Source organism: Kitasatospora purpeofusca (assembly GCF_042691725.1).
GTDB classification, from domain to species: Bacteria; Actinomycetota; Actinomycetes; order Streptomycetales; family Streptomycetaceae; genus Kitasatospora; species Kitasatospora purpeofusca_B.
This window is the reverse complement of the sequence record NZ_CP170484.1, coordinates 41,195-62,716: the sequence shown is the minus strand read 5'-3', so window position 1 is coordinate 62,716 and position 21,522 is coordinate 41,195. Positions and strand designations below refer to the sequence as shown.

The following is a 21,522-nucleotide window of genomic DNA, read 5'->3' as shown; positions in this document are numbered from 1 at the left end:
CGAACGACCACGGCCGCCGCCGACCCCGCGCACTGACGGGGTGGGCGGCGGCCGTCGCTCTGCCCGCACAGCATCCCCGCCCCGCGTGACCGATCCCGAGGAGACCGCGATGCCCGACACCCTCACCCCCAAGGCCGCCGCGCTGCTCGCCGAGGCCTACACCTGGTACTCGGCCGCCCTGCGCGACCTGGTCCAGGAGTTGCTGGACGATGCCGGCCTGGACATCGGCAGTGACACCGTCGACGACCTGTGCGGTGAGCTGTGGCTGCACGTGGCCGAGCTCCTGGCGATCCGCACCTACACCTTCACCGAGGTCCTGGACGTCCTGGACCTCAGCGCCGACGTGCTCGTGAACCGGCTCCGGGACCGGCCGCAGGTGCGCCTGACGGGTCGACTGACCACCGCCGCCGACGCGGTCGACGTCGCCGAGCTCGCCGCCGCCGCGACGGACCACGGCCCCCTCCCCCGTCCCCGGAGCCGGTGGGCCCTCGCGCACCTGAGCGCGCTGCACACCGCAGCCTGATGCGTACCCACCTGATCGCCTACCTGGCCCGTACCGGCGCCGACGTCGAGCAGGGCGTGGCCCGCGTCCCGTCGCAGCGGGGCCGGCCGTCGTGGCACGAGTGCGCGGCGGTCGTCCCCGGATTCCTCATCGGGCAGTACCTCGGTCCCGCTCCCGGATCGCAGGAGGTCCGGCCCGGGCGTCGTCCCTCCTGACCCACCATCTGCACGAACGACCACGGCCCGGCGTCCGCCCCGATCTGAGGGGTGGGCGCCGGGCCGTGGCCTGCTCGTACAGCAGCCAGCACGCAAGAGGCCCCGGGGCTGCAATCCCCGGGGCCGAGTCGGTCGCACCACCCACCCCGCTCAGGACGAGAGGACAACGACCGTGACCCCCATGATGGCACTCTCCGCCCGCATCCCGAAGACCGCCGCCGACGACCTGGACGAGCTGTACGGCCGGTACTCCGGCCGCCTGCTCGTCGCCGCGGCCGCCGAGCTCGCCGGCATCAGCCCGGCCGCCGTCGACCTGGACGAGGACCTGGCCGACGCCGTGTGGGACGACGTCGCCGCCGGCAGCTGGCCCGACGGCGCCCGCGGCCTGGACGGCCTGCTGGTCCTCCTGCGCGACAAGGTCCGCCAGGTCCGCGCCCGCGCGGTGGCCGTGAGCGAGGCGGTCCGCGAGGTCGTCATCGACCTGGACGACCTCGCCGACACCGAGCCCGCCCCCACCGGCGTCGTGCGGCCGCTCCCCGTCACCGTCTCCGCCGCCGTCGCCACCCTCCGCTCCCTCCCCCTGGCCGGCTGACCCCGATGAGCAGCCAGCACCTGGGCGACGCCGAGGTCGCCCGCCGCATCGCCGCCGCCACCGAGGCCGCCGCGGCCGCCGAGCGCGCCCGCCAGCAGGCCGAGCAGCTCCGCCAGCAGCAGGCCGCCAGCCAGGGAGCCGCGAAGTGACCTCCACCGACCTGATGCTGTGCCGCTCCTACGGCGGCGGCGGAACCCCCGGCACCCCGGCCCCGCAGGACCCCGCGCCGATCACCTCGAAGAAGGGCGGGACCGGCCGGTGAGCAGCCCGGAGGACCAGGCCTGGACGCAGCGGCAGATGGATGAGCTGTTGCGGCGGGCCCGGGAGATGCAGCAGCGCGCGCAGGCCGAGAAGGCCGGCGGACAGAAGAAGTAGCCACCACCACGCGAGAAGGGAACTGCCCGTGAGGACGACCGAGGAGTACGACGCCTGGCAGGCCGGGCTGGAGCAGATGCACCGCGACTACGAGGAGGCCGACCAGGCCGAGTACGTGGCCTACATGGACGAGCTCGACGCCCGCGACGTCGCGCGCTGGGCCGACCCGCTCCTGGAGCAGCCGGCCACCGGCGGCGCGCTCCTGGAACAGCGCCACGTGCTGGACGAGGCCGCCCACCCGGAGACCGTCGCCGCGTTCTGGCGTCTCGCCGCCGCAGCCTGACCGCTGCCGGTTGCTGTCGTTCGCCGCCGCGCCCCGCCCCCGCACACCAGGGGGCTGGGCGCGGCGGTGTTCGTCGGTGCCCGACCACCACGCACCGCATCGCGGCCGGGACCGTCCCGGCCCCCACGAGGAGGCACACACCATGGCGCAGCAGGAGACCAGCAACAACGTCTCGTCCTCGACGACGAACGGGCCGGTCGTGCAGATCGGTACCGCGTCCGGCCCGATCAACCTCGGCGCCGGCCCGCAGTACAACGACCTGCGCACCGGGACCGTCACCACCGTCGTCGTGGACGGCCGGCCGGTCAGCAGCATCCCGCTCGACCTGCTCTGACTAGCACCGCCACCTGCCCCTACAGGCCGCCGCGCCCCGCCCCCGGCTCACCGGGTGGCGGGGCGTGGCGGGCTTCGACGCACCGCCCACCAGGAGAAGGAGAACGTTCATGTTCGAGCGCTTGCGTGCCGCCGTCGCCGACACCGTCACCGAGGTCGCCGGCCACCGCGAGTTCAGCCGGGACATCAGGCAGGCCGTCGCCTCCGGCGACCAGGAGGCCGCCCAGGCGTTCCGCACGGGCACGGTGGCCGCCGCGCTGACGTCCCGGGGCCGCGACGCGCGGGGCCAGGAGGTCCTGGACTACGTCCAGGCGGTCAAGCGGGCCGACGGCGGCAGCGCCGCCCGCGCCGGCTGGCTCCACCGCCGCTGAGCGTCGGAGACGACCACCGCCCTCCCACCACAACGAAGGAGCAACTCCGATGATCATCGTCACGACCAGCGGCAGGATCGCCGCCCTGCGCAGCCGCGGCGACGAGGCCGTGGCCGCTCTCGCCAGCGCCACCCAGCAGCTGGAGGACGTCCTGCACCAGCAGCGCGACCCCGACGAGCAGCTGCTGACCGCGTTCTCCGACCTCGCCACCGCGCGCGACGACCTCGCCTCCGCCGAGCGGACCGCCGCCGAGGCGATCGCCTCGCAGACCGCCTCGCACAGCATGCAGAAGCTGCTGCTGCGCGAGGCGCAGTCCCAGACCGACGCGCGCGACCGGACCATCGCCGAGCTGCGCGCCGAGCTGGAGCGGGCGCGTGCCGCCGAGTCGGCCGCGTCGGAGCCGGCCGAGCTGCCGGAGCACACGGTGCTGCGGTTCCGCACCGTCGGCGGCGGCCTGGTCGTGGTGACCGGCACGCCGGACAAGAACCCCGCCGACGACAGCTACGGCTGGCAGTGCGTCACGTGCGGCGACGGCGGCGGCCACCGTACGTGGTTCCGCGACCGCGCGCGCCGCCTGGCCAACGACCACGCCGCCGCCTGCCGGGCGATGGCCGGGACCGCCGCCGCCGCGAAGGCCGGCACCCACAGCTGACCGAGTCCGCGTTTCGGGCCCGGCCGCCCCTTCTTCGCCGACAACGGCGGCCGTTTCGGAAGCACCCGGGATCGTTTCGGGAGCAGCGGCCGCCGTTTCGGACCCACCTGAACGAGCCTTCCGGAGGCCCTCGTGACGATCACCGACCTGCCGCCGACGGCGGCCCTGCCCGGCCCGCAGCGCTCCGCGCCGGGCCTCGTTTCGGCACCACCGACACCGGTTTCGGCGGCACCCGGCAGCGTTTCGCCCCCGAGCCAGACGGTTTCGGAGACGGCCGATCCCGTTTCGCCCACGCCGGCGGCCGGAGTCCTGAGCACCCCGCAGAAGGTTGCGGCGGCCGGGATCGTGGCGGCCGCGCTCGCGCTGGCCGGCATCGGCTTGTACCTCAGCTTCGGGCACGTCGCCGCTTTCGCGCACGAGCGCCTGCACTTCGCCACTCTCGACCAGGGGAAGCTGTTCGCGGTCGGTGTCGACACCGGGATCATGGTGATGATCGCGGTCGACCTGCTGATGGCCTGGCTCAAGCGCCCCATCGGCTGGATCCGCTACCCGGTGTGGCTGCTCACGGCCGCGACCGTCGTCCTCAACGCCGCCAGCGCCGCTCCGCAGGGCCGGGCCTGGCAGCTGCTGGACTTCGTTGCCACCGGTGCCCACGGCACGGTGCCGGTGCTGTTCATCATGGTGGTCGACGTCGGTCGCACCTCCATCGACCGCGTCGTGCGCCCCGAGCGTGCCGAGCGGGACTCCATCCCGCTGATCCGCTGGGTCCTGGCGCTGCCCTCGACGTCCCGGCTCTACCGGCGGATGCGGTTGTACGACGTGCACTCCTACCCGGAGATGGTCCGCCGTGAGCAGGACCTGATCGCCTATGAGCTGTGGCTCAGGCGCAAGCACGACGGTGACCTGGAGGCGGCCACCGAGGACGAGCTGCTGCCGATGACGATGGCGCCCCACGGCTACACCGTCGCCCAGGCGCTGGCCATGCCGGCCGATCAGGAACGCGACGCCGAGGCCCGCGAGGAGGAGGCGGAGCGCCGCCGCCTGGAGGCCGAGACACGCCGCAAGAAGGCGCAGGCCAGGGCAAATGCCGAGGCGGTGCGCGCCGCCGGTGATCTGGCGAAGGTCGAGGCCGAGGTCGAGGGCGAGGTCGGGCAGGCCCGCGCGAACGCCAGGGCCCGGACCACCGCCGCCGAGCGGGCCGCAGCGCTGGAGGAGCAGACGCTGGAGACGGCGCTGGTTGCCGAGGCCCGCGTCCGCACCGCCGCCGCCGAGCACCAGGAGGCCGCCGAGCGGGAGGCGACGGCCGCCCTGGACCTGCGGGCGGCCGAGCTGGAGCGCCTGGCAGCAGAGGAGCGCCGGCAGGCCGCGGAGGCCGACCGGATCGCCACCGCCGAGACAGAGGCGATCGAGACGCAGACCATTGCCGAAGCCCGGCTCGCCGCCCTCGAAGCGGACCAGGCCGCCGCCGAAACGCAGAAGGCCGTCGCCGAAACCCGCCGAGTCGCCGCCGAAACGAACCGCCGCGCCGACGAGGAACGCGCGCTCCAGGAGGCCGCTCTCGCAGCCGCCGAGCGGTCCAAACTCGACGCCGCCGAAGCCCTCCGGGCCGCTGCCGAAACGCGTCGGGCTGCCGCCGAAATCGAGCTGGCCGCAGTCGAAACGGAGGATGTCGCCAAGCTCAAGCCGCGTGAGCGGGCAGTTCGCCGGGTCGCCCGGATGATCCTCACCGCCCACGCCGCCAACCCCGACTCGGCCTCGGCCGAGCAACTGGTGCCCCTCGCCGAAATCCACGCCGCGCTGGACGTCTCCTCCTCCGCCACCGCCTCCGAGTACCGCCAGGAGGCCATCGAGCTGCTCGCCTCCGGCTACCGGCCCTGACCGGCACCCGGGATGGCCGCGAGAGTGCCGGCCTCTCCGGTGGCCACCAGGGCGCGGGATTCGCCCTGGTGACCGCCGAAGGCGCCGAAGCGCCGAGCACCACCGTACCGAGCACAACCCCAGCGAAGGAGCTCCCCCGATGAACACCCTGCTCTACCTGGCCGGCCTCGCGCTGGTCGCCCTGGTCGTCGCCCTGACCGTGGTCACCCCGCTGTTCCTGGTCCACGCCCGTGAGCGCGACCACGGCCCCGACTGCCGGTGGTGCCACCCCCGGCTGCGCCGCCGCTGACAAGCCGCCCGCCCCCTTGTTCCGGGCCTCTCGGCCGGCCGCCGGCACGCCCCGACCTGGGGTGTTTCCGGCGGCCGGACAAGGCGTCCGGCCCCGGCGCCGAGCACCACCCCGTTCAGATCCTTGAGAAGGAGCACGTCATGGCCGACGAGTCGGTCTACAACGACCCCGCATACGACATCAGCAGCATCCCGTCCTGGAAGACACCGCCGCTGCACGGCGCCTACGCATCCAACGCCCGACTGTCCCCGCTGGCGAAGGCCGGCCTGGTCGGCGGGGCGGTCGTCCTGGTGGCGACCGGGATGGTCGCCTGGTCCCACTACGCCGCCACCGAGGCCGACGCCGAGGTGAGGCGGGCGCAGATCGCCCTGGACGCCTCCCGCGTGGAGCTGGAGCGGCAGAAGCAGGACGCCTCGCTGGCGGCCGAGACGGCGAAGACCGGCGGCGTGGAGAGCGACGCGCAGCGGGCCCGCCGGGAGGCGGTCCAGGCCTGCGTCGCGAAGGCCGGCGGCGCCTACAACGCGATCTCCGACTGCGGGAAGGCCTACCCGGCGGTGGACTCCCCGGGCATGGTCAACACCTCCCGCACGGTGGCCGCGCCGGGTACCGCAGAGGGCGGTGACGGCGCGTCGAACTCGGTGGTGGGCCTGGTGGTTCTCGGCGGCGCGGGCGTGCTCGTGGCCGGCGGCTGGCTGAAGAGGAACTTCGCCCGTAAGTAGCGGTCCGTAACTTCCTTTCCTTTCCTTTCCCGGTCTGGGAACGCTTTCCCGCGTTCCCAGACCCAGGCCACGGCCTCGGGAAGCCATTCTGTGGCCGGGAAAGGAAAGGAAGGGAAGTCACTGAGAGTAAGGAGATTGTGATGGCGACACCCGCCGCCCCGGCCGTCCCGCCGCCGCCCGGCCGCCCGCCGACGGTGCCTGCGGTGCCCGCCGACACCGCCGGCGCCGGCGCCTCGACCCCGCCCCCGGCAGCCACGGCCGGGGCGGAACCGGTGTCCGTGAACCCGGCGCCGGTGCCCGCGCCGAGCCCCCTCGCGCAGCTCCTCGCGCCCGTCCAGCCGGCCCGCCCCGCCACCGTGATCGGCACTACCGCCGACCTCGACGCGCCGACCGTCACCGACGGCGCTAAGGGCACGGCGAAGGGCGGCGAGAGCACCGGCAGCAGGAGCACCGCGGCCGCGGCCGACGGCAAGGACGAGCGCCGCGACGGCCCGCTCGGCGCCCTCGTGCGGGCCCTGGCGCAGCGGCTGGGCCGCACCGGCACGGCCACCACGGTCAAGAAGTCCCACGACGTCAAGGAGACCCGGGTCTCCGGGACCTCGACCAACACCACCAACACCAACAACGGCAAGTCGGACCGGATCGCCAAGAACGAGAGCACGGCGAACAGCCGCTCCCAGCGTGAGGCCAAGACCGCCGACCTGAACACCAAGACCAGCCAGCACCAGGGCAAGGACAGCCGGGACGTCAAGAAGACCGACGCCACCGACGCGAAGAGCGCCGACACCAAGACCGCGAAGACGGACTCCGCGTCGCGGACCGGCCAGGACAGCAAGGACACCCGGGACACCAAGACCGCCGACCTGAAGAGCACCAAGGCCGACGCCGCGTCCAAATCCGGTACCGACCGGCGCGACAGCACGGACACGAAGACGTCCGGCGCGCGGTCCGCGAAGAACGACACCGCTGCCCGCACCAGCAGTGACGACAAGAACCACCGCGACGACAAGGCGTCGAAGACGTCCTCCTCCCGGGACACCGCCCCCAGGACCACGGGCGCGGACCGGCCCGGCCCGGACACCCCGCCCGCCGGCGGCGGGGCGAAGACGCCCAAACGCCCGGGCCCGGACAACCCGACCGGCACGTCCGATGCCGCGAAGCCGGCCGTTGAGCCCAAGCCCGATCGCCCCAAGAGGACCGGTGCCGCGACCACGCCCAAGGACTCGGCCGGCACGGCGCCCGAGGCGAAGCCGCCCGGCCAAGGGGCCGCCGCTCCCGCAGGTGCCGACGCGAGCGCGAAGGGCCTGGACAGCAAGTTCACCGGAGCGAAGACGGTGGAGGAGAAGGAGCACGCCAGAGCGGCCGCGGGCACCCGCCGCCCGGCCGCCCCCACGACTCCGCAGGCCAAGCCCGCCCCGCCGACCGCTCCGGCCCCCGCTGCGGAGCCCGCAGACCCGGCCGATCCGGCCTCCGCCGTGAAGCGGAAGCCCATCAGCCCGACCAACCCGCCCACGCCGGCCGGATCTGCCGCACCGTCCGGCACCGCGGGCCCGCAGGCACCGGACGCCGTGCCGCAGCCGCCGAACGGTGCGGCCACGGCCGAGAGGAAGACCATGACGACTCTGCAAGCCCCTGCCGCTCCCCCGGGCCCGGCAATGACGCCGGTGAACGGCTCCACCGCCGACCTGGCGAAGAAGAACGCCCCGACCGGCAGCACCGCGACGACGCCGCCCAAGCCGACCACCCCGCCCAGGCCGGCACATCCCCCGCAGCCCGTGGCACCGCCCCAGGCCGCGCCCGCGGCTCCCGTGAAGCCGACGGCGCCGGCCCAGGCAACTTCTGCGCCTGTGGCCGCCCCGCAACCGCCGGCGCCTGCGTCCCCGAGCCGTCCGGCGTCGGGCCCGCGCCCCGTCCCGGTGCGCGACATCGCCGTCGGCGCGGAGAGCATCTCGTTCACGTCCGGCACGGGTCCCGACACCCAGCACCACACGATGAGCCGCGGCGAAGTGCGCACGCTACGGCAGTTCGAGCAGCGTCTGGAGGCCAAGACGGCGGTGCTGGCGCAGATCGCCGAGGACAGCAAGACCGCGCGCGAACACGCCACGAGCCACGCCATGCATGCCGAGAAGCTCGCCCAGGACGCCAAGAGCGTGCGGGGCGGGGTGGCCCTGGTCACCAAGCTGCACCGGCTCGCCGAGCAGGTCCGTGACCTCCAGGTCCGGTCCCTGGCGGCGGAGAACACCGCGGTCCGCGGCGCGGAGGCCGTCAAGGTGCTGTCCGCCAACGTGTGGGTGCGCCACGGCGGGATCTTCCAGGCCGTGGTCGACAGCCCCCTCACCACGCCCGCCGAGCGCCAGTTCTACACCGACCAGCAGGGAGGCTGACATGGCCGCAGGACTGACCTACCGCGAACTCGTGCGCGAGGTGCGCAGGCTCACCCGGGAGGTGCGGCGCGATACCGCCGCCTTCCAGGACCTGGCCAAGGCGCAGAAGGACGAGGCCGCCGACACCTACCGGATCTCCGAGCAGATCGCTCACCTGAAGGTCGACGCCGCCACCGTGGCCGAGACCGCCGAGGTCTCGAAGATCATGCAGGGCATGTCGAACGCGGCGATCGCCTACGCGACCTGCGCCCAGGAGGCGGGCCGCAGCGCCGCGGCCGCCGAGACGCAGGCCCGCACCGACCACGACGGCATCCAGGAGGCCCGCGATGTCGCCCCCGTCCCCATGGCCGACCGCACGTGGTACTCCCAGGAATAGGAGAGCAGCGATGAGCACCCCCGAGATCACCCCCGAGACCGCGTCCGCTGCCGTGCCGGTGGCGAAGGCGTCGCGTGAGAAGGCGTTCGCGCTCGCCGAGGTCGCCGCCCCGCTGGTCACCGCGGGCGTGATGCCGTTCCTCGACGCGCAGGCCGCCACCACCGTCTCGACGTTCCTCGCGGCTCCGGTGCTGGTCGCCGGCGCGAACGCGGCCGGCTGGCTGTCCGACCGGGCCCTGGATGCGGTGCCGGGCGGGGACATCCTGCGCGCCCACCGCCGGCCGATGCTCGTCTCGGCCGTCGCCACGGCGACCGCGGCGGCGACCGCCACCGTCAGCGGCCTGCCCGGCATCGACGCCCTGGCCGCGGGCTGGATGACCATGCCCTCCGTCGCGGGATTCGTCTCCGCCGTCTGGTGGGGCTCGGTCGGTCTGGTCGCGTTCTCCCTGCGCCGCGTCCTGGCCACCGCCAAGCCCCCCACCAGCGCGCCGGCCGCGGCAGGGCCGGCGGAGCCCGCCCTGCCGCCGGAGGTCCGGCGGGTGCTGGAGCGCTGGCACGCGCACATCTCCGGCGAGTACGGCGCGGCGCAGGGCCAGCACCTGGCCCTCACCGGCTACAGCCCCCAGGCGTGGGAAGGCGTGATCGAGGCCGCGCCGGGCCGGCCGGTCACCGTCACCCCCGAGACGGTCTCCGGTGTCTACCGCGTCCCGCCGGACTGGGTAACCATCAGCGACGGGCTCCACACCAGCTCCCGGCACATCCGTGTCGACCTGGTTCCCCCGCCCGCGGGCCAGGAACAGCACGGGTTCCTGGAGCGGATGTGGCTGCAGCGGGTCGCCCGCCGGGGCGGCTGTGTGCCCGGCACCCGGCTGGAGGGTCTGGTGGAGGACCCGGCCACCGGCGGCGTCGCCGCCTGGGTGGTCGCCGACGACGACACCGACACCGTCGCCGTGCCCGACCCGTACCAGCTCGCCGGCGCGATGCGCACTACGGCGCTGCTCGTCTCCTTCGAGCCGACGCAGGACCCGCGCCGGGCCAAATTCCGGATGATGGAGCGCTCGCCGCTGGAGAGCGGCACGCCCCTGCCCGGTGTCGAGGCCCTGCTGGCGAATGACAACGGCTTCGTCCAGTTGGGCACCGGCATCTCGGGGCGCCCCGCCAGGGTGCAGCTGTTCGACCCGAAGGGCGGTGCCCGCCACGCGCTGGTCGCCGGTGTCACCGGCTCCGGCAAGGGCGGCGTCCTGCAGTTGCTGTGCCTCTCGTACCACGTCAACGGCGTGGCGATCATTTACGCCGACCCGAAGGGCAGCTCCAACCCCGATATCGAGGACATGGCCGGCTATGGCGGCTGCGGGCGCGACGGCGCGATGGGCGCCCTGCGAGTGGCGTACGCGATCCTGCTCCACCGCATCGCCCAGTCCCAGCGGCTGAGGATGAAGAACTTCGTCGCCTCCGACGAGATGCCCTACATCGCGGTCGTGTTGGACGAGTTCGCCCAGCTCCTCGGGGACAAGAGCCCGCACATGGACGAGGCCGCGGCGATCGTCGCGGCGATCGCCGAGCAGGGCCGCTCGCTCGGCATGGCGATGGTGCTGTGCGGCCAGATCCTGAACCTGAACAAGATGGGCTCCGACACCTCGATCCGGGACAACGTCTTCTACGGCGGGGCGCTCGTCCTGCTGCGTTCCGACGGGGCGCAGAAGCACCGCGTCGACCTCCCGGACTCCTTCGAGGGCGCCGACCCGTCCAGGATCCCGCCGTTCTGGCCGGGCGGCGACGACTCGCTCATCTACGACCCGACGGTCCCCGAGGACGACCCGCGCCGCACCTTCGGCGTCGGCTACGTCGTCGGCCCCGACGAGCGTGCCGAGATGATGCGCGCCTGGATCCTGGAGTCCGCCGCCGGCCTGTTCGACCCGGACGACATCCGCGTGCCGGCCGACTTCCCCGGCTGGGACGACCGCGACGAGATCGCCGCCACCTTCATCGACCCCACCACCACCGGCGACGGCGGCGGCGACGGTGCGTCGTGGGAGCCCGGCCCCGCACCGGCCGTCCTCACCAAGGAGCCGACCGCGAAGGAGAAGATCCTGCGCGTCCTCGCCGACCACCGCGACCCCATGAACCTTGAGGTGATGTACCTCAGCGTGGAGGCGCTCACCACGATCGTCGGTGCCGCCCGCAAGACCGTCTTCAACGCCTGCTCCGACCTCGCCCGCGCCGGCGACCTGGTGCGCCGCGGCGCCGGCGAGTACGGCCTGCCGCTGCCGATGAGCGGCGACCCGGGCGGCGTGCCGCAGCCGGAGTTCGCCGACAGCCTCTGACCCCGTCACCAGTCGGACCCGCCCGCCCCGCCACTCCCGGCCGGGCGGGCGGACCGCTTCCCGGACCCGCACCACCCCACTGTCCCGCCGTCGGCGGCGGAAATCCTACCGAGAGGACCCGCATGTCCACGCACCTGATCGTCGGCCCCACCGGCTCCGGCAAGACCCACACCCTCCAGCAGCTGATCGCCCAGGCCGCCGCCGACCCCACCGCGACCACCTGGGCCATCGAGCCCCGGCGCGACAGCCTGACCACCGCCGACCGGCACACCGACTTCGACGGCGCCGAGCGCATGCTCGACCAGCTCCTCGACCTCGCCCGCGAGCGCGCCGCCGCGGGCAGCACCGCCCACGCCGACCCCGCTGGCACCACGGCCTGACCGGACGCTGACGCCGCCCACCACCGCGCCAGCCGCCCGGCCGGCGCCACCACCAGATCGGATCGGAGAACGTGTTGAGCACGACGACCTGGGACGACCACCTCGCCGCCACGCCCTTCGAGGTCGAGGTCACCACCTACGGCACCCTCCACCAGGACCCGCCGCCCGGCGACGCGATCACCGTCGACCTGACCACCGCCCTGCGCAACCCGCCCGAAGACCCGCAGGTCCGCGAGCAGATGATCCGCTCCACCGGCCTCGACCAGCACGTCCTCGACTACGTCCTGGACACCCCCGGCGCCCGCGAGATCGCCGACCGCACCGCCCGCCGGGCCCTGGCCCAGTACGTCGCGCTGCCCGGCGAGCCGATCCGTATCCACTTGTATTGCCGGGGTGGAAGGCACCGCAGTGTGGCCGTCGGCCGCGAGACCGGCCGACTTCTCCAGGACCTCGGCGCGCACGTCACCCTGACCCACCGGCACGTCGGCCGCGACGTCGTCGAACCCCCGCTCCCCGGCACCGCCGACCCCACCGACCCGGCGGAAATGGCCCACATGCTCAACGAGCTGCGCTACCGCATCAACCGATCCGGCTCCCTGATGCGCACCGGCTACGTCACCGAAGCCATCGGCCACACCCGCGTCTGCTGGCACGACCCCCGCACCCGCCCCTCCCCCGGCGAACAGGACCACTGACCACCCCGCCCGGGTGCTGACGCTGCTCACCATCGCGTCCACCGCCCCCGTGCCAGCCAGGCCGGGACGGTGGACGCGATGGTGCGCGGCGCCGGCCGTCCGGCCGACCACGATCCGGAGGTACCCATGAACACCGCCCGCACCGCCCGCTTCGCCGCCGCCTACGCCCTGCTGCGCGCCGGGGCGGACATCGGCGACCACTGGGTTATTGCTGCATTGCTTGTGTCCACCTCCACGCGTGTCTCGGTCACCAGGCCACGTCGACGGAGGCGGCGTGGCCAGTCCGTTCCGCGTGTGTCGCGCTTCGAGACCGTTGTCCTCGTGATCCGGAATGCACCCGCTTGGGCGATGGGGGTGGCTGCGGCATGACCGGGGCCAGCGTCTTCGCCGCCGTGTTCGCGGTGCTCTTCGCGGCCCATGTTTGGGCCGATCACTGCTGGCAGACCGATGGATGGGCAGCCCGGAAGGGCCGCCCGGAAGAAGAGGCGGAGAGCCCTCCGACGGCGGCTGAGTCGTGGCGCGCGCTGATCGCGCACGTTGCCGTCTATCACCTGGTCATGGCGGTGATGCTCGCGGTGACGGTGGTCTTGCTCGACCTGCCCGTCAGCTTGGCTGGGGCAGCGGCTGGGATCGGTTTCTCCGCCGTGACGCACGGTTTCTGGGACCGCCGGTGGCCGGTGCGGGCGTGGATGGTCAAGACCGGCAGCGGCGAGTTCGCCAAGTCTCCTCAGGGGCGATACTCCGTCGACCAGGCTCAACACGTCTTTTGCCTGTGGATCTCGGCACTGCTGATCGCGCTCATTTGATGTCAGCGACGGTGCAGAGGAATGACGCGGTCGCCGCTGTTCGCCTGGTCCCGCTCGGATTGGGCGAGCCGGCGGCGAGCTCGCTGGAGTTCGTCGTCGGTGGCGGCAAGCACCGACAGGACCAGCTGATGGGCCGCCTTGAGCTGCTGGAGCTCGGTGTTGGTGCGAGCGAGCTTCGCGGTGAGTCGGCTGTTGACCTCCCGCAGGCTCGTGATCCGGGCCTGACGAGGATCGGGCTGTTGACCCGCCGCCCAGGCAGCCGCCCGTCGTCGTTCGAACTCCTCCTTAAGGTGGCCCCAGGTGCGGTATAGAGCCGCGCGGGAGATCCCCGCTTCACGCGCGAGCGTCTTGACGTCGCAGCCACCGTTGGTCGGGATCTGGCCGCGCAACAGTCGGTCCATCGCCTCGCGAATGCGTCGTTCGGTGTGCTCGCGTTGGTCCTGGCTGAGTGCCATCTCATTCCTCCCCTCTTGCCTTGTCGATCTCTTCGAGGATCCGCTGGGCGCGCTCGTGCTCGGCCCGCAGTCGTGTCTTCTCGCCGGGCGGGATGCGCGGACTGGCCAGCAGCGCGGTGGCGTTGTCGGCAGCCGATTGCCAGACCTGCCGGTGGCCGATGTGATGGGTCGCCTGGGGACACCGCCCGCTGTCACACATCCCGGTCAGCGGCGCGGACGCGGACTTCGCCCCGGCCAGCTTGAGACACAGCGCCTTGGCCGGGTCCTCGAACCAGCAGTAGTTCGCCACTCCCAGGTGGAGTGTCGCGGCCTTGCCCTTCAGCAGCAGCTCGATCTGGCGGTCGCTGACGGCCTTGGCCGGCCCGGCGTCGTGCTGGGCCAGTTCCTCTTCGACGGAGCGGAAGGAGGCAAGGAGCGCTTCGGCGCCGGGCCCGGCGGGCAGCCGGCCTTCCTGGAACTGCCTGAATACCTCGACGGTGCGGGCGAGTTTCTCCTTGGCCTCGGCAGTTTTCCATTCGTGGTGGAACACGGCCTGGGCTCCGCCGGGTCGGTGGGCATAGCCCTCGGTGGTGACGACGGTCAGGTGCTTGAAGTGCACCTTCGCGGCCAGCAGACCGCCTGGCCGGGCCGCCATCTCCAGGGCGAGGGTGCGCCGCAGCCGCCGCGGGTGGATCGGTTCGTCCGGGATCGGGCTCAGCCCCAGGCGCTGGCCGGCGGGCGAGTTCACCCACCGTCGCAACCAGCGGATGGCGCCGTAGTCGAACTGGAAATGCCCGAAGATGGACTGGCCGGGCTGAACGTCGTTGAGCTGTTCAGCCAGCCCGATCGCCCGGAAGACCTCGTCCAGGACGACCCATTCATCGGCCTCGCCGCCCCACCGGCGTCCCTTGATGACCTTCCCTGCGATCAGATGGCGACCAAGCCCGGGGGCGGTCTCCTCCATCGGTCGACGGCACCCACCGGCCAGCTCCATCAGCTCGCTGGACCGCATGCCGGTCAGCGCGCTGGTGGTGACCAGGCAGGCGTGAGCACCGATCCGGGCGACGGCGTCCGCCGCGAGAGCGGGCAGCGGCAGTGTCCATGGGACCAGTTCACCGGTGTCCGCCCGGGGAACCAGGGCCGCGTCGCGACCCCAGAGATGGGCGACGCCGAGGCGGGCGACCGCGTCCTCAAGCATCGGACGGCAACTGGCCTGAACCTTCCTCGCGATGTCGCGGTGACCGGCCGGCCGGAGCAGGCTTCTGAAGTTCAGCCGCAGCAGCGGATCCTGCGGATCCCAGCCCTGCTGGAGCCGCCGTTTGACCGCGCCCTTCTCCTGCTCGGGCAGGGGCTCGCCGATCGCCAGGCGTCGGTCCAGCAGGTCCCGGAGCTGGCCCGCGTCGTGAAGGCTGCGGGCAACCAGCGGGACGCTGTCCTGCTTTCGGCGTTCTTCGCGAAGAGCCTGCCGTAGGTCCAGGATGTGCGGGCCGAGCACGTCGATCACCTGCAGGCATGCCGTCAAGAGCGGGGCGAGGACCTCGTCCGGCAGCGGGGCCGTCTTGGCCTCGAAGTCGGGACGGGCCGGCGCTCCGACCACCTCGCGCGGGGAGGTGGTGCCCCACGGGCGGAAGCCACGGTGGTAGCGGTCGCCATGCAGGAGATCGCCGTAGTCGGCGATCTCCTGCATGGCCGACACCACGGTCCGCAGGCCATTCGGAGCCTTGGGGCGGATCACGTCTCCGTTCTTGTCCAGCACGAAGCCGTACTCGTGCAGGAACGCGGTGCAGTGGTCCTGGGTGACCGAGGCCAGGGTGTGGATCCGGCGCTCGTGCAACCAGTTCAGCCAGAACCGTAGGTGGTAGAGCCGGGCCCAGATCGTGCGGGGGTGGCGCGGGATGCGACGTGCCCGGGGCAGGGCCAGGACCCGTTCATCGCGCGACGCGAGCCAGGCCAGCGCGAGCTCCTTCGCCACCAACTGCCATCCGGGATAGCGGATTTCGGCGAAGTCCCAGGTCTTCTCGGTGGGTTTCATCTGGATCGGGGCGTCGGCCCAGCCCGCCAGGGACCACACCTGGTCCTCGAACTTCGGCCGCGCGGCGCCGGGGTGCCAGCGCATGCCCGCGGTCGCGGCGATGTCGGCGCCGGTGAAGACCGACCCGCTGTAGGACCCGAAGGCGGGAACGCTCACCGGCCAGCACCTCCCTGGGTCAACTCTTCAGCCCGTAGCGGGAGTTCGTCGTCGCGGTCACGGACTTCCCCTTGGGCTGCGGTGACGGCGGGCTCCGGGAAGCGCGGCAGGATCTGGGAGGAGAGGCGGTGCGCGTAGGGCGCGAAGACCACGGCGAACTGCTCACGCGGCATCGCGCGGAACTGCCGGGCGAAGTACCCCTTCAGCCGAAGCAGGTTGGGCAGGTGCCGCGGCGCGAAGACGGCCAGCGGGCAGAGTAGGCAGACCCAGGGCCGAGCCGGACACGGTTTGCCCTTGGGGCCGTGCAGGCCGGCCAGGAGGTCGCTGCAGGCGGCGGTGAACACGTCTCGCTGCCCCGACATCAGCTCGGCCAGGGCCTCCCCGCCCAGCCCCAGACGCTGGACCTCGTCGGGCAGGGCTGCGGCCGTCGTGGCTTCGTCCACCACCGCCGGGGCGGTCGCCCGCCGCAGCAGGTCGGCTTGCGCGTCGCTGATGATCTCCTCGACCACCGCGCGCTGGGCCGGTGTGGCCGGTTCCAAGTAGTGGTCTCCCTCGACCTGGGGCGAGTGGTTCGGGTCGATGGTGGCCCGCAGCGACCACTGCCGTTGTCCTCGCTGGGCGATGAACGTCGTGCGCAGGCGGCGGCGGTCGATACTCAGGGGCTCCCCGTTCTCCCCGCTCAGGCCGTGGTTGGCCACCCATCGCCGCAGCACCCAGTCCCCGGCGTAGGTGGGGCAGATGCGGACCTGGCTGTTCGTTGCGATCCAGACCCGGTCACGCAGTTCGGACGGGGCATGTCGGCGCAGAAGCGCGCTGTGCTGCAGCCACTGGTGCAGCAGCGCGCTCGCCCGTGGCGACAGCACCAGGCTTTCCTCCGCCGTGCGGCCCTTGGTGTAGTTCAACAGCATCGCCTGCCGGCCGCTCCACTGGATGTCGCCCAGCCCGATGCCGGCAAGGCCGTCCGGGACGATGCCGGTCCAGGCGCCCATCAGCAGCAGGTAGGGCGCCGCCTGCAGGTTGCTGGGGAACAGGGCCGACCTCAGGTGGCGGATCCCGCCGTAGCGCTTCTCGAACGCCGACCTGGTCAGGCCCACGTGACTGGCGACGGCCTCCGCGCTGGCCGGTCCCAGCCGAGCCATCAACCAGGCGCCGTTCTGGTCGGACCACCCCGCGTGGGCCGGATCACGGCCTGCCTCGGCCAGGGCAGTCATCTCTTGGTGCCGGCCCCAGTGAAGGCGGATGTCGTCGCGGCAAGCGGCGACCAGCCGCTGCCACTCCGCGGGCTGGTAGGCGGCCAGCGGACGATGTGGCGCGGGCCGGGTGAAGTTGACGCCGAAGACCATCTGGCGCACCGGCTCGGTCAGCACCGGCCGCCCTGTCTCCAGGGCCCGCAGCATCTGCCGGGTGCGGTATTCGACCAGGTAGTGGGACCGAAGCCAGTAGCTGATGAGGGCGGCCCGGGTGAGGTCGGCAGCGGAGCCGGTGAAGCCGTCCTTCGTGAAGTCGCGGACCATCCGCCGCAACGAACTCTCGAAGCTCCGCACCGAACTCGGCTTGGTCAAAGGACCGTTCGGGTGCACCGACCCCGCCAGTCCCTCGACCAGGTCAGCGGCGAGAAGCAGGTTCGGCAGATCACTCAGGTCCAGCGAGAACGGCTCATGTCCAGGAAGTGAGACCACTGTGCCCAGCGGATCGCGGATCAGTTCAGCAGGCATTGGCGAACAACCCCTCGAACTCGGCGTCGACCTCGGCCAGGACGTCCGGCCCGACCTCGCCGCGAGCCTTCTCCCAGGCCGCGCGGTAGATCCGGTTCACATCCAGGCGCTTGAGGTAGACCTCGGTCGTCGTCACGCTCGAATGCCCCAGCAGATCCCGCAGGATCAGCAGCGGGTCGGCCTTGAGCAGGTAGAACGCCAGGCCGGCGTCGTCGCCCGCGACCGCGGCCAGCTCGGCGGCCTGCCGGTAGTGCCCGGTCACCAGCATCTCCAAGGTGGCCATGGCGAACGTGTGCCGGCATCGGTGCGGGGAGACATCGGGGAACCGTGGCTCGAACCGCTCGCGCAGGCGGCGCGAGGTCCGCAGGAACAGCGTGCCCCAGTCCGTGAACGGCCGACCGCCGTAGCTCAGTGCGAGCAGCGGCGAGCCGCCGTCCGGGCCGACCAACCGGAGCCGCTCAGCCGGAGCCAGAGAGGACCAGGCGGTCCAACGTCCGTTGATCCTGGCACCGAACCGGTCCGGGGCCTCCACCAGCAACGGGCGCCGAGGCTGCCACGGGCCGACGGCGAGCGGGCGCTCCAGATCGATGTAGGAGTGCACTGCAGCCAACGAGTCGAAGTCGATCCAGCTGGATCGGGGCTTCCTCCCCTTCGCTCCCAGCGTCGGCACCGGCCAGGGGATCGGCACCGTCGTCGGTTCGCCGGGCAGGGGTGGGACCTCGTGGACCAGCAGGTGGCTGAACTCCCGGGACCTCATCCCGGTGCCCAGGACGAGTCGGCCCATGGCCGCGTTTCGACCCGGGAAGCGGCCGCGGAACCGCTCGTCCTCGATGCCGCCGGGCCCCAGGCCAGCCAGTGCCCAGCAGAACAGCTCAGCGAAGTCGGCGTCGAGGTATTGGATCTTCACGTGCGGCTTCGGCCGGCGAAGCCTCGCTAGATTCCTCTGGCCGCTGACCAGCCGCCCCTCCACCATTCGCATGCCCGTGGCCATCGTGAACGGCACGGCCGACGCCAGCTCCTCACTCACGGCCCAGGCGTAGAACCGGCTCAAAGCGGTGACCTGAAGCTCCCACGACCCGGTGGCCAGACGCTCGTTCAGGGGGCCCGAGAGACGCCGGTCCGCGTACGTGCCAAGCGCGGCGACCAGCTCCTGCCGCTGATCGAAGACCCCGATCCCGTGGCGGCCCAGGTGCGTCAGCCAGTCGCGGGCGGCGAGCGCGTACGCCCTCCAAGAGTTCGGAGATGAAGCCCCGCTCGACGGCAACGTCCGCAGCCAGGCATTGACCGCCCGCGTAGGCCGCGGACCGAGCTCGTCCTCGAACCGGAAGTCGTCGTCGATCAATACCGGCATCCGCTCCGGGATGACCGGCTGGCCACTCAGGCCCCAGGACTGCCAGCCCTCGGCAGAGAAGTAGTGCACCAACACGCGTCCAGACGGTACGGACACGACACGACCACCGCCACCTGCTAAGTCCACACAGAGGCAACGACGTTGATGGATCCGAGACACGCCAACAAAGCAGCAACAAACCTCGTCCAGTCCGACCACTGCGCGCGCACCAAGGGCGCCACCGACGCCGCGCCCGTCCAGGTCCTCGACGAGGACGGACGGGTCATCGCGACGCACGGCACCGCCGCCGGCCGCCGTGCCTGCGCCTTGCACTGCCTGACCTACTCGGCCACCCAGGCCGCGGCCCTTCTGCTCGGCGCCCGCGCGCTCGGCCTGCGACTGCGCCCCGGCCCGGTCGCCGCCGCCCTCGCGATCAGCGGACTGACGCACTTCGCGATCGATCGCCGCATCCCGGGCGGCCTCCTGGAGCGGTTCGCCGACGCCACCGGCAAGGGCGCGTTCTACAGGCTCGCCGACCACGGCATGAACGGCGCGTACTGCATGGACGGTGCCGTCCACCACGGGTTCGAGACCCTCGCCGCCGCCGTCCTCGCCCGCTGACCCACCAACCCACACCACCCGGGAGACCACCAGCATGACGACCACCCAGACCCGAGCCCTGGACGCCGTCCGGACCGCCGGCGACCTCGTCGCCGTGATCGGCGCCAGCGCCTCCGGCAAGACCACGCTGCTCGCCGCCGCCGGCATCCCCTCCCACCAGATCGTCTCCCTCGACCGGCTGCGCGCCGCCGTCTCCGAACCGGGCGACCAGAGCGCCACCCCCGACGCCGTCCTCCTCCAGCACCACCTCCTCACCATGCGGCTGCGCCGAGGCCTGACGACCTACGTCGACAACACCTCCACCGAAGCCGCTCACCGGCTGCAGCTGGTGGAGCTGGCGCACCAGCACGGCTGCCGGGCCGTCGCGATCCACCTCGACCTTCCCCTCCCGGACTGCCTCGCGCGCAACGCGCGGCGCGCCGCTGAGGCGCGGGTGCCCGAGGACGTCCTGCGCTACCAGCACCGGATGGCCCGCGCAGCCCGCGACCTTCTCCCCCGTGAGGGCTGGGACGAGATCCGCCACCACCGCACCGGGCACTGACGCTGCCCACCACCGCACCCCGCCCCCGTGCCGGCCAGGCCCGGCAGGCGGGGCGCCGTGGTGCGCGGCGCGGCTGCCCGGCCGGCACCCACCCCGCTCCCCCTTCGGAGGCACCGTGACCGACACCCTGCGCACCCGCCTGGCCCGCACCGCCCTCGACACCGCCGACAGCATCGCCACCGTCACCGCCGGCGCCGCCGCCGGCCTCACCACCTACCGCACCCTCGCCACCCGCCCGACCGAACTCCGCATCACCCTCGCCCTCGCCGCTGGCACCCTCGCCGCCATCCTCACCGACCACCACGCCTACAAGGCCCTCACCCCGCTGCGCCGTCGCCTCGGTGCCGAGCACCACGGGGTCCGGACGGCGGCCGCGGCGCCGACCCGGGAGCAGCTGGCCGCCGACGCCTGCGCCGACGCCGCGCACCGCGCCGCCTCCGGCGCGGCCCGCCTCGACTACAGCCACGGCGCCCTCACCAAGGCCGAGAACTGGGAGGGGCAGCCGGACGGCACCGCGACGTGCGAGATCACGCCCACCGCCCGCCTGCTGGCCGTCCCGCGCCCGACCGGCCGCGACGGCTACAACAGCCGCACCTACCTGCTCCTCCAGGACGACCAGCGGCCGGTCCCGGTAAACAGCCTCGGCGAGCTGACCGTCCTCCTGGAGGCCCCCGCCGCCGATACGGCGCAGCCCGCCGACAGGGAGGAGCGGGACGGCGACCCGTGGCGAGCCATCGGCCGGGACCTCGCCATCGCCGAACTCCGCGGCCCGGCCACCGACGACGACCAGGCCGACCAGGCCGACCAGGCCGACGAGGAGGACGTCGACCAGGAGGTGCAGGCCCACGCCGCCGGCCTGCTGTAGCCGACCGCTCCCGGCCGCCACCCGCCCCACCTGACCGCCCGCCACCACCCGGCCCCGGCCCGCACCCCAGCGGGCCGGGGCCGACCCGTCGAAGGAGACACCCGGACATGACGACCACCCCCGCCCTCACGCCGGCCGGCCGCCGAGGCCTCTTCGCCACCGACCCCGACCAGCGGCTGCGCCCCGGCACCCCGGAGCAGGCCTGGGAGCTGTGGCTCACCGGCCCCGACGCCCTGCTGCCGATGCCCGACCTCGCCACCGCGCTGATGGCCGCCGCCGAGCACAACGCCCTGGCCGCCGACCTCGACGACGGCTCCCCGCTCCAGCCCGTCAGCCACGCCCTCGTCCTCCACCACGGCTACGCCTGGCGCCGCGAAGGCGCGGCCCGCCCGGGCGCCTGCACCGCCGTCCCGTCGCTGTGCTGGACCGCCAAGTGCAGCGTCTGCGGCGACCTGGTCGAGGACGAGTTCATCCCCCACCACGACTCGCCCGAGGCCGCGGCCGACGACGCCGTCGGCAGCCGCGAATGGGACGAGCTCCCCGACGGCCGCCTGGTCTGCGACCGCACCGACGACGCCCACGACGAAGCGCGCGCCGAGGCCCGCACCGAGGACGCCCCTGAGCCGGACGAGAACCAGCTCACCTTCCTGTAGAC

General features: G+C 72.9%; 26 protein-coding genes. 22 read left to right on the top strand and 4 right to left on the bottom strand.

Features of this window, described 5'->3' with window-relative positions; genetic code table 11:
- Positions 1-109 precede the first annotated feature (109 nt).
- The 18 genes from ACFCLZ_RS38340 to ACFCLZ_RS38255 all read left to right on the top strand — a co-directional run bounded on the left by ACFCLZ_RS38340 (position 110) and on the right by ACFCLZ_RS38255 (position 13,173).
- A complete protein-coding gene (locus tag ACFCLZ_RS38340) occupies positions 110-523 on the top strand; it encodes a hypothetical protein (RefSeq protein ID WP_380286565.1) in 414 nt (137 codons plus the stop codon).
- The gene (locus ACFCLZ_RS38335) at positions 523-717 is read left to right on the top strand and encodes a hypothetical protein (protein ID WP_380286564.1); all 195 of its coding nucleotides are present in this window, start codon (positions 523-525) and stop codon (positions 715-717) included. Before ACFCLZ_RS38340 ends, ACFCLZ_RS38335 begins: the two co-directional genes overlap by 1 nt.
- Positions 718-889: 172 nt before the next feature.
- Entirely contained in the window at positions 890-1,309 is a 420-nt protein-coding gene (locus tag ACFCLZ_RS38330) for a hypothetical protein (protein WP_380286563.1), read from the top strand.
- A 5-nt stretch (positions 1,310-1,314) separates the two neighbouring features.
- Positions 1,315-1,458, top strand: coding sequence for a hypothetical protein (locus ACFCLZ_RS38325; RefSeq protein WP_380286562.1), 144 nt, complete (start codon positions 1,315-1,317; stop codon positions 1,456-1,458).
- A 254-nt stretch (positions 1,459-1,712) separates the two neighbouring features.
- Positions 1,713-1,967, top strand: coding sequence for a hypothetical protein (locus ACFCLZ_RS38320; RefSeq protein WP_380286561.1), 255 nt, complete (start codon positions 1,713-1,715; stop codon positions 1,965-1,967).
- A gap of 142 nt (positions 1,968-2,109) precedes the next feature.
- Complete coding sequence (locus tag ACFCLZ_RS38315; RefSeq protein WP_380286560.1) at positions 2,110-2,301, top strand: hypothetical protein; 192 nt, start codon at positions 2,110-2,112, stop codon at positions 2,299-2,301.
- 109 nt (positions 2,302-2,410) lie between these two features.
- Positions 2,411-2,671: a hypothetical protein gene (locus ACFCLZ_RS38310; protein WP_380286559.1), complete on the top strand. Its 261-nt coding sequence runs from the start codon at positions 2,411-2,413 to the stop codon at positions 2,669-2,671.
- A 49-nt stretch (positions 2,672-2,720) separates the two neighbouring features.
- Positions 2,721-3,323 (top strand): hypothetical protein, encoded by a 603-nt coding sequence (locus ACFCLZ_RS38305; protein ID WP_380286558.1) that lies wholly within the window; start codon positions 2,721-2,723, stop codon positions 3,321-3,323.
- 132 nt (positions 3,324-3,455) lie between these two features.
- The gene (locus tag ACFCLZ_RS38300; protein WP_380286557.1) at positions 3,456-5,201 is read left to right on the top strand and encodes a DUF2637 domain-containing protein; all 1,746 of its coding nucleotides are present in this window, start codon (positions 3,456-3,458) and stop codon (positions 5,199-5,201) included.
- Positions 5,202-5,340: 139 nt separating this feature from the next.
- The gene (locus ACFCLZ_RS38295; protein WP_380286556.1) at positions 5,341-5,490 is read left to right on the top strand and encodes a hypothetical protein; all 150 of its coding nucleotides are present in this window, start codon (positions 5,341-5,343) and stop codon (positions 5,488-5,490) included.
- Between the two features lie 140 nt (positions 5,491-5,630).
- Complete coding sequence (locus tag ACFCLZ_RS38290; RefSeq protein ID WP_380286555.1) at positions 5,631-6,209, top strand: hypothetical protein; 579 nt, start codon at positions 5,631-5,633, stop codon at positions 6,207-6,209.
- Positions 6,210-6,349: 140 nt separating this feature from the next.
- On the top strand, positions 6,350-8,593 hold the full coding sequence (locus ACFCLZ_RS38285; RefSeq protein ID WP_380286554.1) for a hypothetical protein: 2,244 nt from the start codon (positions 6,350-6,352) through the stop codon (positions 8,591-8,593).
- A gap of 1 nt (position 8,594) precedes the next feature.
- The gene (locus ACFCLZ_RS38280) at positions 8,595-8,969 is read left to right on the top strand and encodes a hypothetical protein (RefSeq protein WP_380286553.1); all 375 of its coding nucleotides are present in this window, start codon (positions 8,595-8,597) and stop codon (positions 8,967-8,969) included.
- A gap of 10 nt (positions 8,970-8,979) precedes the next feature.
- Positions 8,980-11,292 (top strand): helicase HerA-like domain-containing protein, encoded by a 2,313-nt coding sequence (locus tag ACFCLZ_RS38275; RefSeq protein WP_380286552.1) that lies wholly within the window; start codon positions 8,980-8,982, stop codon positions 11,290-11,292.
- 122 nt (positions 11,293-11,414) lie between these two features.
- Entirely contained in the window at positions 11,415-11,672 is a 258-nt protein-coding gene (locus ACFCLZ_RS38270; protein WP_380286551.1) for an ATP-binding protein, read from the top strand.
- Positions 11,673-11,746: 74 nt separating this feature from the next.
- Entirely contained in the window at positions 11,747-12,367 is a 621-nt protein-coding gene (locus tag ACFCLZ_RS38265; protein ID WP_380286550.1) for a hypothetical protein, read from the top strand.
- Positions 12,368-12,436: 69 nt separating this feature from the next.
- On the top strand, positions 12,437-12,736 hold the full coding sequence (locus tag ACFCLZ_RS38260) for a hypothetical protein (RefSeq protein ID WP_380286549.1): 300 nt from the start codon (positions 12,437-12,439) through the stop codon (positions 12,734-12,736).
- Positions 12,733-13,173, top strand: coding sequence for a DUF3307 domain-containing protein (locus tag ACFCLZ_RS38255; protein ID WP_380286548.1), 441 nt, complete (start codon positions 12,733-12,735; stop codon positions 13,171-13,173). Before ACFCLZ_RS38260 ends, ACFCLZ_RS38255 begins: the two co-directional genes overlap by 4 nt.
- 2 nt (positions 13,174-13,175) lie before the next feature.
- Here ACFCLZ_RS38255 and ACFCLZ_RS38250 read toward each other — a convergent pair whose 3' ends face one another.
- The 4 genes from ACFCLZ_RS38250 to ACFCLZ_RS38235 are packed head-to-tail and all read right to left on the bottom strand — an operon-like array spanning position 13,176 to position 18,936.
- Positions 13,176-13,628, bottom strand: coding sequence for a hypothetical protein (locus ACFCLZ_RS38250; RefSeq protein ID WP_380286547.1), 453 nt, complete (start codon positions 13,626-13,628; stop codon positions 13,176-13,178).
- A 1-nt stretch (position 13,629) separates the two neighbouring features.
- Positions 13,630-15,795: a hypothetical protein gene (locus ACFCLZ_RS38245; RefSeq protein WP_380286546.1), complete on the bottom strand. Its 2,166-nt coding sequence runs from the start codon at positions 15,793-15,795 to the stop codon at positions 13,630-13,632.
- The gene (locus tag ACFCLZ_RS38240; RefSeq protein ID WP_380286545.1) at positions 15,792-17,510 is read right to left on the bottom strand and encodes a hypothetical protein; all 1,719 of its coding nucleotides are present in this window, start codon (positions 17,508-17,510) and stop codon (positions 15,792-15,794) included. The genes ACFCLZ_RS38245 and ACFCLZ_RS38240 overlap by 4 nt, the downstream gene beginning before the upstream one ends.
- Positions 17,500-18,936 carry a tyrosine-type recombinase/integrase gene (locus ACFCLZ_RS38235; protein WP_380286544.1) on the bottom strand — a complete coding sequence of 479 codons (1,437 nt, stop codon included), beginning with the start codon at positions 18,934-18,936 and terminating at the stop codon, positions 17,500-17,502. Before ACFCLZ_RS38235 ends, ACFCLZ_RS38240 begins: the two co-directional genes overlap by 11 nt.
- 69 nt (positions 18,937-19,005) lie before the next feature.
- Here ACFCLZ_RS38235 and ACFCLZ_RS38230 point away from each other — a divergent pair, with 69 nt between their 5' ends.
- From ACFCLZ_RS38230 to ACFCLZ_RS38215, 4 genes are all read left to right on the top strand, one after another.
- Complete coding sequence (locus tag ACFCLZ_RS38230; protein ID WP_380286543.1) at positions 19,006-19,461, top strand: hypothetical protein; 456 nt, start codon at positions 19,006-19,008, stop codon at positions 19,459-19,461.
- 34 nt (positions 19,462-19,495) lie between these two features.
- A complete protein-coding gene (locus ACFCLZ_RS38225; RefSeq protein ID WP_380286542.1) occupies positions 19,496-20,002 on the top strand; it encodes an AAA family ATPase in 507 nt (168 codons plus the stop codon).
- A 115-nt stretch (positions 20,003-20,117) separates the two neighbouring features.
- Positions 20,118-20,867 (top strand): hypothetical protein, encoded by a 750-nt coding sequence (locus ACFCLZ_RS38220; protein WP_380286541.1) that lies wholly within the window; start codon positions 20,118-20,120, stop codon positions 20,865-20,867.
- Positions 20,868-20,974: 107 nt separating this feature from the next.
- Complete coding sequence (locus ACFCLZ_RS38215; protein ID WP_380286540.1) at positions 20,975-21,520, top strand: hypothetical protein; 546 nt, start codon at positions 20,975-20,977, stop codon at positions 21,518-21,520.
- The last annotated feature ends 2 nt before the right edge of the window (positions 21,521-21,522 follow it).

Excerpts from the sequence above, each read along its gene's own strand:
- ACFCLZ_RS38340 (WP_380286565.1), top strand. The coding sequence starts at position 110 with ATGCCCGACACCCTCACCCCCAAGGCCGCCGCGCTGCTCGCCGAGGCC.
- ACFCLZ_RS38335 (WP_380286564.1), top strand. The coding sequence starts at position 523 with ATGCGTACCCACCTGATCGCCTACCTGGCCCGTACCGGCGCCGACGTC.
- ACFCLZ_RS38325 (WP_380286562.1), top strand. The coding sequence starts at position 1,315 with ATGAGCAGCCAGCACCTGGGCGACGCCGAGGTCGCCCGCCGCATCGCC.
- ACFCLZ_RS38315 (WP_380286560.1), top strand. The coding sequence starts at position 2,110 with ATGGCGCAGCAGGAGACCAGCAACAACGTCTCGTCCTCGACGACGAAC.
- ACFCLZ_RS38310 (WP_380286559.1), top strand. The coding sequence starts at position 2,411 with ATGTTCGAGCGCTTGCGTGCCGCCGTCGCCGACACCGTCACCGAGGTC.
- ACFCLZ_RS38305 (WP_380286558.1), top strand. The coding sequence starts at position 2,721 with ATGATCATCGTCACGACCAGCGGCAGGATCGCCGCCCTGCGCAGCCGC.
- ACFCLZ_RS38295 (WP_380286556.1), top strand. The coding sequence starts at position 5,341 with ATGAACACCCTGCTCTACCTGGCCGGCCTCGCGCTGGTCGCCCTGGTC.
- ACFCLZ_RS38290 (WP_380286555.1), top strand. The coding sequence starts at position 5,631 with ATGGCCGACGAGTCGGTCTACAACGACCCCGCATACGACATCAGCAGC.
- ACFCLZ_RS38285 (WP_380286554.1), top strand. The coding sequence starts at position 6,350 with ATGGCGACACCCGCCGCCCCGGCCGTCCCGCCGCCGCCCGGCCGCCCG.
- ACFCLZ_RS38280 (WP_380286553.1), top strand. The coding sequence starts at position 8,595 with ATGGCCGCAGGACTGACCTACCGCGAACTCGTGCGCGAGGTGCGCAGG.
- ACFCLZ_RS38275 (WP_380286552.1), top strand. The coding sequence starts at position 8,980 with ATGAGCACCCCCGAGATCACCCCCGAGACCGCGTCCGCTGCCGTGCCG.
- ACFCLZ_RS38270 (WP_380286551.1), top strand. The coding sequence starts at position 11,415 with ATGTCCACGCACCTGATCGTCGGCCCCACCGGCTCCGGCAAGACCCAC.
- ACFCLZ_RS38255 (WP_380286548.1), top strand. The coding sequence starts at position 12,733 with ATGACCGGGGCCAGCGTCTTCGCCGCCGTGTTCGCGGTGCTCTTCGCG.
- ACFCLZ_RS38250 (WP_380286547.1), bottom strand. The coding sequence starts at position 13,628 with ATGGCACTCAGCCAGGACCAACGCGAGCACACCGAACGACGCATTCGC.
- ACFCLZ_RS38240 (WP_380286545.1), bottom strand. The coding sequence starts at position 17,510 with ATGCCTGCTGAACTGATCCGCGATCCGCTGGGCACAGTGGTCTCACTT.
- ACFCLZ_RS38230 (WP_380286543.1), top strand. The coding sequence starts at position 19,006 with ATGGATCCGAGACACGCCAACAAAGCAGCAACAAACCTCGTCCAGTCC.
- ACFCLZ_RS38225 (WP_380286542.1), top strand. The coding sequence starts at position 19,496 with ATGACGACCACCCAGACCCGAGCCCTGGACGCCGTCCGGACCGCCGGC.
- ACFCLZ_RS38215 (WP_380286540.1), top strand. The coding sequence starts at position 20,975 with ATGACGACCACCCCCGCCCTCACGCCGGCCGGCCGCCGAGGCCTCTTC.